We start from the raw sequence: 15,679 nt of genomic DNA, 5'->3' as shown, positions 1-15,679 counted from the left end.
GAAGCCCCGGCTTCACAATTCCCGCCAACTGTGAAATAACCGGCACCCTCTCCTGGAGCAGGTTCTTCGTGATTTCGACCGCCATCCGCCTGGCCCGCGTGGGCAGCCGAGCCGAGCTGGCCGCGGCCGCCCTCCTGGGGCTGGGATACCCCTGCGTCATGCTCGCAGCGCTGATCCCGAACCTCTGGTTCTTCGCGGCGGCCTGCGCCGTGACCTACGGCGCGGACCGATTCCTGCACCAGCGGAACAGCTATCTCGTCAACCGGCTCAACAAGGTCCGGGCCGGGCTGTCGATCCGCTTCCTGGTGCGCCAGTTGCTGCTCGTGCTGCTCCTGGCCCGGATGGACCTGGCCGAACAGCCCCTGTTCTACGCGGCGGTCGCCGGTTTCCTGCTCTTCTACGGCCTCCAGGCACCCCAGGGCGCGCTGGCGACCCTGATCCGGCTGCGGCGCGGCATGCCGGTCGTCGCGCGCAACGTGGACCTGCACTCCCTGCGCATCCCGGACGCCCCGCCGAACTACCTGGTGAACCGCTCCGCCGAGAAGATGCTCCACCTCGACGTGTTCGCCATCGCCGGACTGCTCGTCGCCGCGGAGACCGGCGCCGACATCTACGGCTACGTGGGACTCGGCATCACCCTCGTCCTCGGCCTCGTCTACATCCTGCTCCTCGTGCCGTACCTGCGCCGCAGCCGCCGCGTGCCCACGCCGCCCGCGGTCCTCGGCGCAGTCGACAACTGGCTGCGGGAGTACCAGCCTTCGGTGGTCCTGTACTTCTCCGGCTCCAAGGAGTCCGCCTACCAGGTCAACATGTGGCTGGAGACCCTGGAGCAGTCCGAGGGCCGGCCGCTGGTCGTGCTGCGCGAGCGGGCCATCATGACCCAACTCGCCCCGACCTGGCTGCCGGTGCTCTGTGTCCCCGGCGGCACGCACCTGATGAACCTCGACCTGTCGTCGGTCCAGGTCGCGCTCTACGCGGCCAACGTCGGCAAGAACATCCACCTGCTGCGCGTGCCGACCATGAAGCACGTCTTCATCGGTCACGGCGACAGCGACAAGATCGCCAGCGTCAACCCGTTCAGCAAGGTGTACGACGAGGTCTGGACCGCGGGACGGGCCGGCCGCGACCGGTACGCGCTGGCCGACGTCGGCGTCCGTGACGACGACATCGTCGAGGTGGGCCGCCCGCAGCTCGCGCCGATCAGGACCGGCTCGGGCACGCCCGGACACCCCGTACCGACGATCCTGTACGCCCCCACCTGGGAGGGCTGGGACGACAACCCCGGCAACACCTCCCTCCTGCTGGCCGGCGAGAACATCGTCAAGCGGCTGCTGAAGGCCGAGAAGCCCGTCCGGGTCATCTACAAGCCGCACCCCTTCACCGGCATCCGCGACAAGAAGGCCAAGGCCGTCCACGACCGGATCACCGCGATGGTGAACGCCGCGAACGTGGCACGCGCCGCCGAACCCCGCTGGACGAAGGAGGCCGCCGACGCGCAGGCCGGACAGGCCGCCGCCCGCGCCGAGTTGACCCGTATCGAGGGTCAACTGGCCGCGCTCACCGCTCCCGGCCGCTCCGGCGGCGACGAGTCGGAGGAGTCGCGCGTCTCACTCGCCGACCCGGAGCGCCTGGACCGCGCGAAGGCGCTGCGGGCCCAGTGGAACGACGCGTACTGGCGCACGTTCGGCTGGTGGGAGCACAAGGTCGTCACGGGCGCCGAGCCCAAGCTGTACGACTGCTTCAACCAGTCCGACGGCATGGTTTCGGACATCTCCAGTGTGGTGTCGGACTTCATCGCGAGCGGCAAGCCGTACGCGGTGACCGACTCCGCGCAGCTCGGCGTGGAGGAGTTCAAGCGGCAGAACACCGCCGTACGGGCCGCCGTCGTCCTGTCCAACAGCGCGGCCGAGCTGGACGAACTGCTGAAGGCGGTCGCCGATCCGGCGGCCGACCGGCTGGCCTCGGCCAGGCGTGAGCTGAAGACGTATCTGCTCGGGCCCGACGAGCCGACGTCGATCCAGCAGTTCAACGCCGCCGTGGCCGCCCTGGGCGCCAAGGCCGTGGCCCGTAACGTCGGTGTGCGGCAGCGGCTGAGCGCTCAGGAGCAGCCCGGCACGGAGCCGGAGCGCGAGCCCGCCGCCGACCCCGACGCGGCGACGGTCGCGGCCGACGCCACGGAGCCGAACGGCGCGCAGGCCCCGCTCGCGCGCTGACGCGGTCGTCCTCGATCGCCGGACGGGCCGTGTGCCCTCGGACGCCGGACGAGCCTGTGCGAGCCCGTCCGGCGCTGTCCGGCGTGCTGTCCAGCGCGTGAAACGACCGCGCGCCGACGAGGCCCGCTGGCATAGATTCGGCCCGTGACAGTGGCAAGGCAGTACGTAACGCAAGCCCGCAGGATCGTCGTCAAGGTCGGCTCCTCCTCGCTCACCACCGCCTCGGGCGGGCTCGACGCCGACCGCGTCGACGCCCTCGTCGACGTACTCGCCAAGGCCCGCGGCGGCGGCGAGAAGGAGATCGTGCTCGTCTCCAGCGGCGCCATCGCCGCCGGTCTCGCCCCGCTCGGCCTGGCCCGCCGCCCCCGTGACCTCGCCCGCCAGCAGGCGGCGGCCAGCGTCGGACAGGGGCTGCTCGTGGCCCGCTACGCCTCTTCCTTCTCGCGCTACGGGCTGCGCGTCGGCCAGGTCCTGCTCACCACCGACGACACCAGCCGCCGCTCCCACTACCGCAACGCCTACCGCACCCTGGACCAGTTGCTCACCATGGGCACCGTCCCGGTCGTCAACGAGAACGACACCGTCGCCACCGAGGAGATCCGCTTCGGCGACAACGACCGGCTGGCCGCGCTCGTCGCCCATCTCGTCCGCGCCGACCTGCTCGTCCTGCTCTCGGACGTCGACGGTCTGTACGACGGCGACCCCGCCAGACCGGGCGCCGCACGGATCGCCCGCGTCGACGGCCCCGACGACCTGGTCGGCGTCTCCATGGGCAGCGCGGGCAAGGCCGGACTCGGCACCGGCGGCATGGTCACCAAGGTCGAGGCGGCCAGGATCGCCGCCGCCGCGGGCATTCCCGTCGTACTGACCTCCGCCGGCCGCGCGGGCGACGCCCTCGCCGGCCGCGACACGGGTACGTACTTCGGCCGGACCGGGCGCCGGTCGGCCGACCGGCTGCTCTGGCTCGCCCACGCGTCCACGCCACAGGGCGCGCTGACCCTCGACGAAGGCGCCGTACGGGCCGTCGTGGAGCGCCGCACCTCACTGCTGCCGGCCGGGATCGCCTCGGTCGAGGGCGAGTTCAGCGCGGGTGACCCGGTCGAACTGCGCGACACCACGGGCCGGGCCGTGGCCCGTGGACTGGTCAACTTCGACGCCAAGGAGATTCCCCAGCTCCTCGGCCGCTCCACCCGGGATCTGGCACGGGATCTGGGACCCGCCTACGAGCGGGAGGTCGTACACAGGGACGATCTGGTCATCCTGCATCAGTGACCCTCGACTGAAACGGCTGAAAGTCCAGTTTTTTGGCAGGGACCTTTACCGAAAGCACCCCATGCCCCGTCCCGGGCTGGTCAACTTTGTCTCAGGGGTACGAGGCGGGGTAGCACTAGGACGACGCAGCAACAGGAGGCCGCCGGTGAGACGAACGCGCCCGGGGGCGGGGTCCCTCGGGTCAGGAGGAGGCACCTTGCACGCCCGGAGGGCCGCGGGGGAAGAGCGGACGCTGACCAGCGTCGAAGCGGGGCCGGACTTCGACGACTTCGACGACGTACAGGATCCGGGCCCGTCCCGCAGGACACAGGCGCGCGGGGAGGACCGCGCGGTGTCGAAGCTCTGGCACATCACGCTCAGCGTGTCGGGTTCCCAGGCGCCGCTCACCGAGGTCAGACGGGGCCTCGAACAGCTCGCCCACGACCATCCGTTCCTGCTGACCAGCAGATACGCGAACGACCACGCGGAGATCCGCTACTGGGAAGAGGCCAGGGATCTGCACGACGCGGCCGCCGTCGCGCTGCGGCTGTGGGGCGAACACCGGTCGAGCGCCAGGCTGCCTCCCTGGGAGATCGTCGGTCTCGAAGTCATCGACCGGGAGACCTACCACCTGCGCATCGCGGAGGGCTACGGCCCGCCGCCCGCCGCTCCGGTGGGCGTCCACCCGTTCTGACCGAGAGGCCGCGGCCCGCACCGGAGAGGTCGCGGCCGTCTCGCAGTACGGGATACGGGGGAAGTGCCCGCGGCGCGCGCATTACCCTGCGGGCATGACCTCCCTCTCGCCGTACGACAACCTGACACCGGTCACCAGGACCGCCTACCGCGCCCGCTCCGCAGCCGCGGACCTCGCCCCACTGCCGCGCTCGGTCAAGGACGACGCGCTGCTGGCGATCGCCGACGCCCTGGAAGTCCGTACGCAGGAGATCATCAAGGCGAACGGCGAGGACGTCGGACGTGCCAGGGAAGCGGGCACCAGCGAGGCGATCATCGACCGGCTGACGCTGACGCCCGAGCGGGTGCGGGCGATCGCCGCCGACGTACGGGACGTGGCCGCGCTGCCCGATCCGGTCGGCGAGGTCGTGCGCGGATCGACGCTCCCCAACGGGATCGACCTGCGCCAGGTGCGCGTCCCGCTCGGCGTGGTCGGGATCATCTACGAGGCCCGCCCCAATGTCACCGTGGACGCGGCGGCGCTCTGCCTGAAGTCCGGCAACGCCGTCCTGCTGCGCGGCTCGTCCTCCGCGTACTCCTCCAACACCGCGCTCGTGCGCGTGCTGCGCGACGCCGTCGGCGGGGCCGGGCTGCCGGCCGACGCCGTCCAGCTCGTGCCCGGCGAGAACCGCGACTCCGTACGTGAACTGATGCGCGCCCGCGGTCTGGTCGACGTGCTCATCCCGCGCGGCGGCGCCTCGCTGATCCGCACCGTCGTGGAGGAGTCCACGGTCCCCGTCATCGAGACCGGCACCGGGAACTGCCACGTCTACGTGGACGCCGAGACCGACCTCGACATGGCCGTCGAGATCCTCATCAACTCCAAGGCGCAGCGCCCCAGTGTCTGCAACGCCGCCGAGACGCTCCTCGTCCACCAGGACATCGCCGCCGCGTTCCTGCCGCGCGCGCTGGACGCGCTCGCCGAGTCCGGGGTCACCGTGCACGCCGACGAGCGGGTGCTGGAGTTCGCGGAGGAGGCCGGCGGTACGAAGGCCACCGTCGTGGCGGCCACCGCCGAGGACTGGGAGACGGAGTACCTGTCGTACGACATCGCCGCCGCCGTCGTCGACTCGCTCGACGCGGCCGTCGCCCACATCCGGCTCTGGTCCTCCGGCCACACCGAGGCAATCGTCACCACCTCGCAGGCGGCGGCCCGCCGATTCACCCAGTTGGTCGACTCCACGACGGTCGCGGTCAACGTGTCGACACGGTTCACGGACGGCGGCCAGTTCGGCTTCGGAGCCGAGATCGGTATCTCCACGCAGAAACTGCACGCGCGGGGACCGATGGGCCTGCCGGAGCTGACCTCGACCAAGTACATCGTGACGGGTGACGGTCACACACGGTAGCCGAACGGCGGAATCCGGTGGAATCTCCGCTGTCCCTGCCGAAAACGGCCCACCCGGTCTACTCTGAGAACGTGCCGGACGACGTGGGGGGCAAGCCGTTCCCGGACGGCTGGGAGCCCGACGACGACCGCGGAGGCGCGGACGAGGACTTCGCCTCCGTGGTGTTCGACGAGGACTTCATCCGGTCCGCACCCATTCATGAACCGACCGCCGTCGAGCGGCTGCTGGCCGCCGCGCAGGCGCGCGCCGACGCCGAGGCGGCCCGCGCGCGCTCCTACGGCGGCCCGTTCGACGACGACCGCTACGAGGACGGCTTCGGCCCGGCGGGCGGGTACGGCGGCCAACGGCCCTACGGCGTCGCGTACGACCCGGACGACCCGGACGGCGACTTCGGCCCGTACGGACGCCACGGCGGCGCCCTGCGCCCCTACCGGGGCAGCGCACGCTGGCACCGGCCCGTCGCCTGGATCCTCGCGGTGGTGATGGGCATCGGGATGGTCGCCCTCGCGTTCACCGCCGTCTACCGGGGCGCCTCGGGCAACCGCCAGGACCGGGTGCCACCGCCCGCCACGACCGGCCTGGACAGCTCGCGCGGCGGAGGCGGATCCGCGTCCTCGACGCAGTACTCGGTCCCCGAGGTCTCGGCCGTGCCGCGCAGCACTCCATGAGTCCCGCGCCCCGCCGTCGAGCGCTGTGACGCTCCGTGGCGGGGGTCGCTCCTGAGGACGCCGCCCGCGTTTATGTTCGGCCCGGCCGACCTAACCTGAAGGTATGGCAGCGCGCGGAGACCCACCCGAGGGCACGCCTGAGGGAACACCCGGCGGTGGCGATGACGAGTACCGGTCCGTCGTCTTCGACGAATCGTTCGTCCGCGCTGCCCGGCTCCAGGAGTTCTCCGCCAAGGAACGGATGGGCGACCACTCCCACGCCGTACGCCGTCGTGACCCCGCCGAGAAGCCCGGCGCGGGCTCGCCGACCCCCCGGAGGGGATCGCTCCAGGTACTGCTGCTGGTGCTGGTGATCGCCGTGGCCTTCGGCACCGCCGTCTACGTCGGTGTCCGCCCCCCGTACCGGCCGGCGGTCACCCGATCGGCGGAACCGCTGCGTATGACGGTCATTCCGCTGGCCCCGGCAGGCGTGGTGCCGGGCGACGACCCCGAGAGGCTGCTGCGGCAGAGCCCCGCCGTGAAATTCCCCACCGGCGCCTCGGGGATCCCACTGCCGCTGGCCCGGCGGACACCGCACTTCACCGAGAACGAGGTGATGACCGCGCTGACCACCGCGAAGGACTACCTCGTCGCCTCGTCCGTCGATCCGGACGTCCTGACCGGTGCCGAGCGGCGCTCGGTGCGGGCACTGCTGGACCCGCAACAGCGCGCCCAGTTCGACGCGAGCTTCGCCGACCCCGCCGACGACGGCAGACACGCGCCCGCGGGCTGGCTGGTGAGCTTCGACCCGGCGAAGGTGGCGCTCGCCGACTCGGCCGTACATGTCCGGGGCACGCTCCGGTTCGCGGAGTCGACGCCCGGCACGATCGACGTGATGTCGGACCACACCTTCGTCTACGCGCTGCGCCCGGTCGGGCGGTCGCTGGGGGAGACGGGGAAGAAGGACGCCTCGCTTTTCACCGTCCGCCGGACACTGCATTTCCGCTTCGACCGCGACGATCTGCCCGGACACCGGGCCGAATTGCTGACCAGCCAGGTCCAGGCGGGACCACAGGCGTGCTCCGTGGAGGCGGCGAGCACGCTGACGCCGCTGCTGGCGGGGGCCAGGGCGAAGCCCGCGGGCCCGGCGGGAACCGATCCGTACGCGACGGGGCCACCCTCCGCCGGACTGTGCGGCGTGCTGGACAGCGGCGCGCAGCCCGGCGGGTAGGTGCTCGTCGGCGCCGCGGGCGCACGGCGGCTACTTCCCGTCGTCCGCCGGCCTGCCGCCGTTGCCCTCGGAGCCGGAGCCGGAGCCGGAGCCGTTGCCCCCGCCGCTGTTTCCGCCGCCGTTGCCCGTGAACCTGTCCCGGAGCTTGCCGCCCAGATCGCCCGCACCGCCCGCGATGTCGCCCACCAGCTTCATCAGCGGGTCCTTGCTCGTGCGGACCGTGTCCGCGTAGTGCGAGGCGGAGTCCCGGATCGAGTCGCTGACCGAGGTGTCCTTGTCCTCCGAACGACGTGGGTAGTGCCCGTCCATGATCCGCTGGAAGTCGCGGCTCTCGCCCCACTTCTTCAGCTCGGCGGCGCGCACCGTCGTGAAGGGGTGCGTACGCGGCAGGACGTTGAGGATCTTGAGCACGGAGTCGCGCAGGTCGCCCCCCGCCTCGTACTCCGCCGCCTGCTCCAGGAACGCGTCGACGTTCATCTCGTGCAGATGGTTGCCGCCCGCGATCTTCATCAGACCGCGCATCGACGCCTGCGGGTCCTGGCCGACCAGCAGCCCCGCCCGGTCCGCCGACAGCTCCGACTTGCGGAACCACTCGCGCAGCGCCGACACGATCGCCATGATCGCGACATTGCCGAGCGGGATCCAGGCGACCTTGAGCGCGAGATTCGTGAGGAAGAGCAGGATCGTGCGGTAGACGGAGTGTCCGGACAGCGCGTGGCCCACCTCGTGGCCGACGACCGCCCGCATCTCCTCCTCGTCCAGCAACTCGACGAGACCGGTGTTGACCACGATGATCGGCTCGTCGAGACCGATGCACATCGCGTTGGGCATCGGGTTCTGCGCGACGTACATCGTGGGGACCTTCTCCAGGTCCAGGATGTAACAGGCGTCCAGCAGCATCGTGTGCAGATGCGCGAACTGCACGTCGCTGACCCGCACCGAGTCGGAGAGGAAGAGAAGGCGCAGGCTGCGCTCCGGCAGCAGGGCGCTCATCGCCTTGAAGACCGTGTCGAAACCGCTCAGCTTGCGCAGCGCGACCAGGGCCGAGCGGTCCGCGGGATGTTCGTACGCCCGGGAGGAGATACCGGGGAAGCGCTTGCGCTGCCGGCTCGGCACATTCTCGTGACTGGCTGCCTCGTGGCTGTCTTCGGTCATGGAAATCCCCTGTTCGTACGAGTCGTCGGCTCGTCCCCCTGACAGGCCCCACCGTATGTGGTGCGGATACGGTTGTGCGTGGGCCGCGGTGCGCCGTCGTCGACATCAACGTCCGAGTCGGCGTGAGGGTGCCCGAAGGGCCCGCATACGATGTGCGCGAAGTCTCCGCCCCCGATCGAATGGGTCCTGCCGAAGATGAGCCTCTACAGCACCGCAGCCAACCTGGTCACCGTCGCCGCCGAGGGCGGCGAGCACGGCGGCAACCACGAGAGCCTCAACGCCTACCTCACGGGCGGTGGCGCCCTGTTCGCGCTGCTGCTGGCACTGTGGATCACCACCCGCTTCAACCGCGATCGCTGAGACGGAGCCGTAACGCCGTGCCGGTAGGCTCCGCAGGCATGGGAGAGCGGGAAGCGTCGGCCGCCGGCGCGAAAGGCGGCGCCAGGCGCCGCCTCGGTGTGATGGGCGGGACGTTCGACCCGATCCACCACGGACACCTGGTGGCGGCGAGCGAGGTGGCCGCGCTGTTCGACCTCGACGAGGTGGTGTTCGTACCGACGGGGCAGCCGTGGCAGAAGAGCCAGTCGGCGGTCTCTCCGGCGGAGGACCGCTATCTGATGACGGTCATCGCGACGGCTTCCAACCCGCAGTTCTCGGTCAGCCGTATCGACATCGACCGTGGCGGCAAGACCTACACCACCGATACGCTGCGGGATCTGCACTCCCTGCACGGCGACGCGGATCTCTTCTTCATCACCGGGGCGGACGCGCTGTCCCAGATCCTCAGCTGGCGGGACGCCGAGGAACTGTTCGCGCTGGCCCACTTCATCGGTGTCACCCGGCCCGGACACGATCTGACGGACGACGGACTGCCCAAGGGCGGCGTCTCGTTGGTGGAGGTGCCCGCGCTCGCGATCTCGTCGACCGACTGCCGGGGAAGGGTCGCGCAGGGCGATCCGGTCTGGTATCTGGTGCCGGACGGTGTGGTGCGCTACATCGACAAGCGCCAGTTGTACCGCGGCGAATGAGCCGCGGAGAGGGGCACCGGTGAACGACCAGCAGCCGTACGACCCGTACGACCCGTATTACCAGCAGCCGCAGATCGTGGGCTACGACGAGTACGGGCAGCCGGTGTACCAGCAACAGCAACAGCAGGAGCCACAGCAACAACAGCAGCCCCAGGCGCAGCAGTACGACCCCTACACGCAGCAACAGGGTTACGGCTACGACCCGTACGGTCAGCAGCAGGCTCCGTACGACCCGTACGCCCAGCCGCAACAGCAACAGCAACAACAGGGTTACGGCTACGACACCGGCCAGCAGCAGGCGGCCGTCGACACCACGCAGTGGAACATTCCGCAGCAGCAGCAGCAGCAGCAGCAACAACAGCAGTCCGCGCCGGTCGAGGAGCCCGCAGCCGCTCCCGCGGCGCCGCCCGCCCCCGCTCCGGCCGTACCCGGGCAGCGACGGTCCGCGCCCGACGGCGAGTACAAGACCGAGCAGTTCTCCTTCATAGAAGAGCCCGACGCCGACTCCGAAGACGTCATCGACTGGCTCAAGTTCACCGAGAGCCGCTCCGAGCGCCGCGAGGAGGCCCGCCGCCGCGGCCGCAGTCGTGTCGTCGCCCTGGTCGTCGTCATGGCGCTGGTGGTCGTCGGCGGCGTCGGCTACCTCTGGTACGCGGGCAAGCTCCCCGGCTTCTCGGGGGACGAGGAGAAGCGGAACACCGCCACCGGGCCGCAGAAGCGCGACGTGATCATGGTGAATCTCCACAACACCAAGAACAAGGACACCTCCACGGCGCTGCTCGTCAACAACGCGACGACCAAGCAGGGCACCACCGTCCTGCTGCCCAACTCCCTCGCCGTGGCCGACGGGGAGACCGGCACCACCGGCACCCTCGCCAAGTCCATCGCCGACAGCGGCTCCCAGTCCACCCGTGAGTCCGTCGACACCCTGCTCGGCACCAAGATCTCCGGCACCTGGCGGCTCGACACCCCGTATCTGGAGAACCTGGTCGAGCTGGTCGGCAACATCGACATCACCACGAACACCGAGGTCCCGGCCGCCAAGAAGGGCGAGGACCCGCTGGTCACCAAGGGCGAGGAACAGTCGCTGAACGGCCAGGCGGCCGTCGCGTACGCCACGTACCTCGGTGACGGGGAGTCCGAGGTGAAGCAGCTGGAGCGCTTCGGCGCGGTCATCCAGGGCGTCCTGCGGAAGATCTCCGAGGACCCGAAGGGCGCGACCATCACCGTCGAGACCCTGGCGCAGATCCTCGAACCGCCGATGACCGAGCAGGACCTCGGCGCGGCCCTGGCGAACCTCGCGGCGCACGCCAAGGTCGGCGACTACAGGACGACCGTCCTGCCCGTCGCCGAGGACGGCAGCCTCGGTGACAAGGCGACCGAGACCGTCGTCAAGGACATCCTCGGCGGCACAGTCAGCGCCCCCGAGCAGGGCGCCGCACTGCGGGTCGGTGTGAAGAACGCCACGGGCGACAAGGCGGACAGGGACACCGCGCGCGTCTCGATCATCAACGGCGGCTACACCTTCGTCGACGCCGGAACGGCCGACCCGGCCGCGTCGTCGCAGGTCACCTACAGTGACGCGAAGAACAAGGCGCAGGCGGAGGAGGTCGCCAAGACCCTCGGACTGCCGGTGAGCGCGGTCAAGAAGGGCGAGGCCGCGCCCAACGCCGATGTCTCGGTCACTCTCGGCGGGGACTACGAAAGCGGCTGATCAAAAGGCTGCGTCGGCTTGTCGGCGGTCCGTGAGACCCTGGGGGTCTCCAGACCGCCGACGAAAGCATCGCCTGTGACCGCCACGGACCGCGCCATCGAGCTCATCAACACCGCCGCTCAGGCGGCAGCAGACCGGCTCGCGCACGACATCATCGCGTACGACGTCAGTGACGTGCTGTCGATCACCGACGCGTTCCTGCTCGCCTCCGCTCCCAACGACCGCCAGGTCAAGTCGATCGTGGACGAGATCGAGGAGCGTCTCAACAAGGAACTCGGCGCCAAGCCGGTGCGTCGTGAGGGCGACCGTGACGCCCGCTGGATCCTCTTGGACTACGTCGACATCGTGGTCCATGTCCAGCACAGCGAGGAGCGGGTCTTCTACGCGCTCGAACGCCTCTGGAAGGACTGCCCGGAGCTGCCGCTGCCGGAGGACGCCGTCAAGACCCGTGGCAAGGGCGCCGAGCACGCCGAGGTGAACGGCTCCATGGACGGTGAGCTGAGCTGAACGGCAGCAGAGGCGGCAGAGGCCGCCGCGTCATTCTGTGGAGGCACGGCCAGACGTCCTGGAACCTGGAGCGCCGCTTCCAGGGCACGACGGACATCGAGCTGACGGCGGACGGCGTGGCTCAGGCCCGTCGCTCCGCCCGGCTGCTGGCGTCGCTACGGCCGGACGCGATCGTCGCCTCCGACCTCCAGCGGGTCGTCGCCACGGCCAACGAGCTCGCCTCGCTGACCGGGGTCCCCGTCAGCTATGACTCGGCGCTCCGCGAGACCTACGCGGGCGCCTGGCAGGGCCTGACCCACGAGGAGATCGTGGAGCGGTTCGGCGAGCAGTATCTGGCGTGGAAGCGCGGTGAGCCCGTCCGGCGCGGGGGCGGCGAGCTGGAGACCGAGGTCGCCGACCGGGCCGCGCCCGTCGTGCTCCACCACGCGGACAAGCTCCCCGACGGCGGCACGCTCGTCGTGGTCAGCCACGGCGGCACGATCCGCACGACGATCGGCCGGCTGCTCGGTCTTGAGGCGCACCACTGGGAAGGTCTCGGCGGGCTCTCCAACTGCTGCTGGTCCGTCCTGGGCGAGGGCGCGCGGGGCTGGCGTCTTCAGGAGCACAACGCGGGGACGCTCCCCGAGCCGGTGCTCGGAGACGACGACTGAGCGAGGCCCGGGCGGCAGCCGAACGACGGCTGACGACGGCGGCCGAGGGCCGCCGGACCTCGCCGGAGGGGATTTCACTTTCCGGCTGATCGCAGGCTAAGGTTCTTCTTGTTCACAGCGCGGAGCGCCGGGAACATGAGGGGCTATAGCTCAGTTGGTAGAGCGCCTGCATGGCATGCAGGAGGTCAGGAGTTCAATTCTCCTTAGCTCCACACATCTCTGTATCACGGATCCCGTCCTCCTCAAGAGGGCGGGATTTCTCGTTGGGGACGCAGCCCCCGCAACGTGGCCGTACGCCGGAAGGTGACGGCCCGGCCTGATCATGCTGCCCTCCTTGCCATGCCATGACAGAATCGGACGGCCGGAGGGGACGACGGCACGGACGGGGAGGAGAGAGCGCGATGCCCGCCAGCAGCATCGACCAGGTCGGTGATCTGCTCGCGGCGGCGGAGTCGGCCACCGGCCTGAACTGTCCGTCGTGCGGTTCGTTCCATGTGGCCCAAGTACTCGGCGACAACGGCGGAGTTTCCTACGTGTGCACGGCCTGCGGCCACAGCTGGAGCTGAGTGATGGGTGCGCACAGGAGAAAATGCGACTGGTGCGGCAGCGGCACGCCCATCGTCCGGGACATGGACCCGCTCAACGCCTCGTTCCAGTACTGGTGTGAGGAGTGCGCCCGCGCGCTCATCATAAAAGGCGATCCCATCGAGACCTACCGGGAGTTGGAGGGCGAGCCCATCTACGGCCGGCTCCTGGACGAGCACTGCACGCTCAAGCGCTTCTACTCCTTCGCCACCGCGTAATCGCCGCGTGCCGGCTCCTTCCGGCCGACGACCGCCAGATACACCAGCATCCCCAGCGCCATCGTCGGATAGATCGCCGTGAGCACCATCTGCGACCGGTTCTGGGCGAGTTCAAGCCGTTCTACGGCGCCGTGCGGTACCCGCCACAGCGCGTACGACCAGAAGCCCACCCCCACCGCCACCGCCCACTCGGTCCTGCCGTGCGCCAGCAGGAGCAGCACCGTCGGCACGCACCACACCCAGTGGTGCGACCAGGAGATCGGGCTGATCAGCAGTGCCGTGGCCGCGCAGGCGACCGTGGCCTCCGCCGTCCGCCCGCGACGGGCGGCGGTCACCGCGACGGCCAGCCCCGCCACGGCGACCACCGTGGCCACGGGGAGCCACCAGTGCGAGGGATCGACGGTGTGCAGAACGCGCGCGAACACACCGCGCAGCGACTGGTTCGCGGCGCCCTCCGCCCGCCCCACCCGGTCCGCCCGGAAGACGATCTCGGTCCAGAAGCGGTGGGAGTCGGACGGCAGGACGACCGCCGACGCGACGGTCGCGGCGAGGAACGCGCCCACCGCCACGGCGGCCTGCCGCAGCCAGGGGTTCCAGCCCGCCTCGCGGAACCGCAGCAGACCGGTGATCAGCAGCATGACGGCGAAGAGCGCCGGCGTCAGTTTGATCGCCGCCGCGAGACCGATGCCGGCGCCGGCCCAGCGGTGGCCGTGGCGACGGGTGAGGTCCCACAGGACGGCCACGCCGATCAGCAGATTGATCTGCCCGTAGCGCAGGGTCGTCCACACCGGCTCGCACCAGACGGCGACCGCGGCCACCCACAGGGCGGCGCCGGGCTGCACCGCGTCCCGGAACGCCAGCTTCAGTGAGAGGTGGACGAACGCCACGAGAAGCAGGAGATTGCCCGCCGTGGCGAGGGTGCGCATCTCGGGGACGGGCAGCAGCGTCAACGGTGTGAACAGCAGTGCCGCGAACGGCGGATACGTCGTCGGGAGACCCGCCCGGGTCGCGCGCATCGCGTAGAGGTCGAGCCCGTCGAGCACCGTACGGCCCTCGGCCCGGTAGACCATCAGGTCGATCATCGAGACCGCGGCGAGGCGCTGCGCGATCCAGAATCCCGCGAAGGACAACAGACAGACACCGGCGCCTGTGAGGACGGACCGCCGGACGGCGGTCACTCGCGTGAGCACGGGAGTGGATACGGTCACGAAGGGTGACAGTAGCAGTCCTATCGGTGCATATCGGAAACGATTTGGCGGTCGGCCCGAAGGACCGTGTAATGTTGGCACCGCCGCCGAGGGGATACCCGAAGAGCGGCACATCGCAAGGGGCTATAGCTCAGTTGGTAGAGCGCCTGCATGGCATGCAGGAGGTCAGGAGTTCAATTCTCCTTAGCTCCACATCTCGAAGTTCCCGTCCGGACATCACGTCCGGGCGGGTTCTTCTCGTTGACAGCCCGCCGCGGAGGAACGCCGTGTCCAACTCTCCCACCGCGCCCGGCCTTTGGCACCGGCTGCTCGATGTGCTGAGGTGTCCTCTGTGCGACGGGCCGCTCGCGCCCCCGCACGGCGTACCGGAGTCCTTCAGTACCCTCCGGGGCGTCAAGTCCCTGGGCTGCGCGGCGGGCCACTCTTTCGACGTCGCCCGCCAGGGCTATCTCAGCCTGCTGACCGGCAGCGCGAACACGGCCAACGCCGACAACGCGGCCATGGTCACCGCCCGGACGCTGTTCCTGGACGCGGGCCACTACGAGCCGCTCGCTCGCGCGCTGGCCGACACCGTCGCCGGGCTGTGCCCGGCGGACGGCACCGTCATGGACGCCGGGGCGGGCACCGGGTACTACCTGGCGGCCGTCCTCGACGCCCTGCCCGAGGCCGTGGGACTCGGCCTCGACGCGTCCAAGTTCGCGCTGCGCCGGGCCGCGGGCGCCCACCCGCGGGCCGGTGCGGCGACCGGCGACATCTGGAAGCCGCTGCCCGTCGTGAGCGGCGCCGCCGATGCCGTGATCAACGTCTTCGCGCCCCGCAACGGCCCGGAGTTCCGGCGCGTCCTGCGGCCGGAAGGCGCCCTCGTCGTCGTCACCCCCACCGCGCGACATCTCGGGGAACTCCCCGCGAGCCTGGGCATGTTGTCGGTCGACGCCGCCAAGGAGGACCGGTTGCACCGCACCCTGTCCGGTCACTTCCGGCAGGAGCGCACCGACGTCGTCGAGCGCCGGGCCACCATGACCGACCAGGACGTGCGCGATCTGATCCTGATGGGCCCGAGCGCCCACCACCTCGGCGCGGAAGAGGTGCACCGGAGCGTCGCGTCGCTCGACACGCCGCTCCCGGTGACCGTCTCCTTCCTCGTCTCGGTCTACCGGCCGCTCTGACACCTGTGCCGGTGCTGCCCGGACC

General features: G+C 70.3%; 16 protein-coding genes and 2 tRNA genes. 16 read left to right on the top strand and 2 right to left on the bottom strand.

Annotated elements, in window-relative coordinates; all coding sequences use genetic code 11:
- Positions 1 to 68: 68 nt before the first annotated feature.
- The 6 genes from SSPS47_RS09860 (at position 69) to SSPS47_RS09835 (ending at position 7,423) form a co-directional block, all read left to right on the top strand.
- Complete coding sequence (locus SSPS47_RS09860) at positions 69 to 2,213, top strand: CDP-glycerol glycerophosphotransferase family protein (RefSeq protein ID WP_239064829.1); 2,145 nt, start codon at positions 69 to 71, stop codon at positions 2,211 to 2,213.
- Positions 2,214 to 2,357: 144 nt separating this feature from the next.
- Positions 2,358 to 3,485: a glutamate 5-kinase gene (gene proB / locus SSPS47_RS09855; protein WP_239064828.1), complete on the top strand. Its 1,128-nt coding sequence runs from the start codon at positions 2,358 to 2,360 to the stop codon at positions 3,483 to 3,485.
- 145 nt (positions 3,486 to 3,630) lie between these two features.
- A complete protein-coding gene (locus tag SSPS47_RS09850; protein WP_147873014.1) occupies positions 3,631 to 4,158 on the top strand; it encodes a hypothetical protein in 528 nt (175 codons plus the stop codon).
- Positions 4,159 to 4,252: 94 nt separating this feature from the next.
- Entirely contained in the window at positions 4,253 to 5,545 is a 1,293-nt protein-coding gene (locus SSPS47_RS09845) for a glutamate-5-semialdehyde dehydrogenase (protein ID WP_147873013.1), read from the top strand.
- A 71-nt stretch (positions 5,546 to 5,616) separates the two neighbouring features.
- On the top strand, positions 5,617 to 6,213 hold the full coding sequence (locus tag SSPS47_RS09840; RefSeq protein ID WP_164250305.1) for a hypothetical protein: 597 nt from the start codon (positions 5,617 to 5,619) through the stop codon (positions 6,211 to 6,213).
- Positions 6,214 to 6,316: 103 nt separating this feature from the next.
- A complete protein-coding gene (locus SSPS47_RS09835) occupies positions 6,317 to 7,423 on the top strand; it encodes a hypothetical protein (protein ID WP_164250303.1) in 1,107 nt (368 codons plus the stop codon).
- A gap of 30 nt (positions 7,424 to 7,453) precedes the next feature.
- Here SSPS47_RS09835 and SSPS47_RS09830 read toward each other — a convergent pair whose 3' ends face one another.
- On the bottom strand, positions 7,454 to 8,578 hold the full coding sequence (locus SSPS47_RS09830; RefSeq protein ID WP_164250301.1) for a M48 family metallopeptidase: 1,125 nt from the start codon (positions 8,576 to 8,578) through the stop codon (positions 7,454 to 7,456).
- 150 nt (positions 8,579 to 8,728) lie between these two features.
- On the opposite strand from SSPS47_RS09830, the gene SSPS47_RS09825 reads away from it, so the two are divergent.
- From SSPS47_RS09825 to SSPS47_RS09795, 8 genes are all read left to right on the top strand, one after another.
- Complete coding sequence (locus tag SSPS47_RS09825) at positions 8,729 to 8,938, top strand: hypothetical protein (RefSeq protein ID WP_147873009.1); 210 nt, start codon at positions 8,729 to 8,731, stop codon at positions 8,936 to 8,938.
- Positions 8,939 to 8,976: 38 nt separating this feature from the next.
- The gene (nadD, locus tag SSPS47_RS09820; RefSeq protein WP_164250299.1) at positions 8,977 to 9,606 is read left to right on the top strand and encodes a nicotinate-nucleotide adenylyltransferase; all 630 of its coding nucleotides are present in this window, start codon (positions 8,977 to 8,979) and stop codon (positions 9,604 to 9,606) included.
- A gap of 19 nt (positions 9,607 to 9,625) precedes the next feature.
- Positions 9,626 to 11,320, top strand: coding sequence for an LCP family protein (locus SSPS47_RS09815; protein WP_164250297.1), 1,695 nt, complete (start codon positions 9,626 to 9,628; stop codon positions 11,318 to 11,320).
- A 75-nt stretch (positions 11,321 to 11,395) separates the two neighbouring features.
- On the top strand, positions 11,396 to 11,827 hold the full coding sequence (gene rsfS / locus SSPS47_RS09810) for a ribosome silencing factor (protein WP_078077390.1): 432 nt from the start codon (positions 11,396 to 11,398) through the stop codon (positions 11,825 to 11,827).
- Positions 11,824 to 12,477: a histidine phosphatase family protein gene (locus tag SSPS47_RS09805; protein ID WP_078077391.1), complete on the top strand. Its 654-nt coding sequence runs from the start codon at positions 11,824 to 11,826 to the stop codon at positions 12,475 to 12,477. Before rsfS ends, SSPS47_RS09805 begins: the two co-directional genes overlap by 4 nt.
- A gap of 139 nt (positions 12,478 to 12,616) precedes the next feature.
- Positions 12,617 to 12,689, top strand: a tRNA-Ala gene (locus tag SSPS47_RS09800).
- A 189-nt stretch (positions 12,690 to 12,878) separates the two neighbouring features.
- Positions 12,879 to 13,043 (top strand): hypothetical protein, encoded by a 165-nt coding sequence (locus SSPS47_RS34785; protein WP_187279991.1) that lies wholly within the window; start codon positions 12,879 to 12,881, stop codon positions 13,041 to 13,043.
- A gap of 3 nt (positions 13,044 to 13,046) precedes the next feature.
- Positions 13,047 to 13,280, top strand: coding sequence for a hypothetical protein (locus SSPS47_RS09795; protein WP_031231688.1), 234 nt, complete (start codon positions 13,047 to 13,049; stop codon positions 13,278 to 13,280).
- Here SSPS47_RS09795 and SSPS47_RS09790 read toward each other — a convergent pair.
- Positions 13,259 to 14,470 (bottom strand): glycosyltransferase 87 family protein, encoded by a 1,212-nt coding sequence (locus SSPS47_RS09790; protein ID WP_239065237.1) that lies wholly within the window; start codon positions 14,468 to 14,470, stop codon positions 13,259 to 13,261. The genes SSPS47_RS09795 and SSPS47_RS09790 overlap by 22 nt on opposite strands.
- A 137-nt stretch (positions 14,471 to 14,607) precedes the next feature.
- On the opposite strand from SSPS47_RS09790, the gene SSPS47_RS09785 reads away from it, so the two are divergent.
- Positions 14,608 to 14,680: transfer RNA gene (locus SSPS47_RS09785), tRNA-Ala, on the top strand.
- Positions 14,681 to 14,754: 74 nt separating this feature from the next.
- Complete coding sequence (locus SSPS47_RS09780; protein WP_164250293.1) at positions 14,755 to 15,654, top strand: putative RNA methyltransferase; 900 nt, start codon at positions 14,755 to 14,757, stop codon at positions 15,652 to 15,654.
- The last annotated feature ends 25 nt before the right edge of the window (positions 15,655 to 15,679 follow it).

It is taken from the genome of Streptomyces sp. S4.7, assembly GCF_010384365.1.
GTDB lineage: Bacteria > Actinomycetota > Actinomycetes > Streptomycetales > Streptomycetaceae > Streptomyces.
Note: the sequence above shows the minus strand (reverse complement) of the source record. Positions and strands in the feature narration are given on the sequence as shown.

What these genes read in the sequence shown, in the direction of transcription:
- nadD (WP_164250299.1), top strand. Translation starts at nt 8,977, where the DNA reads ATGGGAGAGCGGGAAGCGTCGGCCGCCGGCGCGAAAGGCGGCGCCAGG.
- SSPS47_RS09795 (WP_031231688.1), top strand. Translation starts at nt 13,047, where the DNA reads ATGGGTGCGCACAGGAGAAAATGCGACTGGTGCGGCAGCGGCACGCCC.
- SSPS47_RS09835 (WP_164250303.1), top strand. Translation starts at nt 6,317, where the DNA reads ATGGCAGCGCGCGGAGACCCACCCGAGGGCACGCCTGAGGGAACACCC.
- SSPS47_RS09845 (WP_147873013.1), top strand. Translation starts at nt 4,253, where the DNA reads ATGACCTCCCTCTCGCCGTACGACAACCTGACACCGGTCACCAGGACC.
- SSPS47_RS34785 (WP_187279991.1), top strand. Translation starts at nt 12,879, where the DNA reads ATGCCCGCCAGCAGCATCGACCAGGTCGGTGATCTGCTCGCGGCGGCG.
- SSPS47_RS09830 (WP_164250301.1), bottom strand. Translation starts at nt 8,578, where the DNA reads ATGACCGAAGACAGCCACGAGGCAGCCAGTCACGAGAATGTGCCGAGC.
- SSPS47_RS09825 (WP_147873009.1), top strand. Translation starts at nt 8,729, where the DNA reads ATGTGCGCGAAGTCTCCGCCCCCGATCGAATGGGTCCTGCCGAAGATG.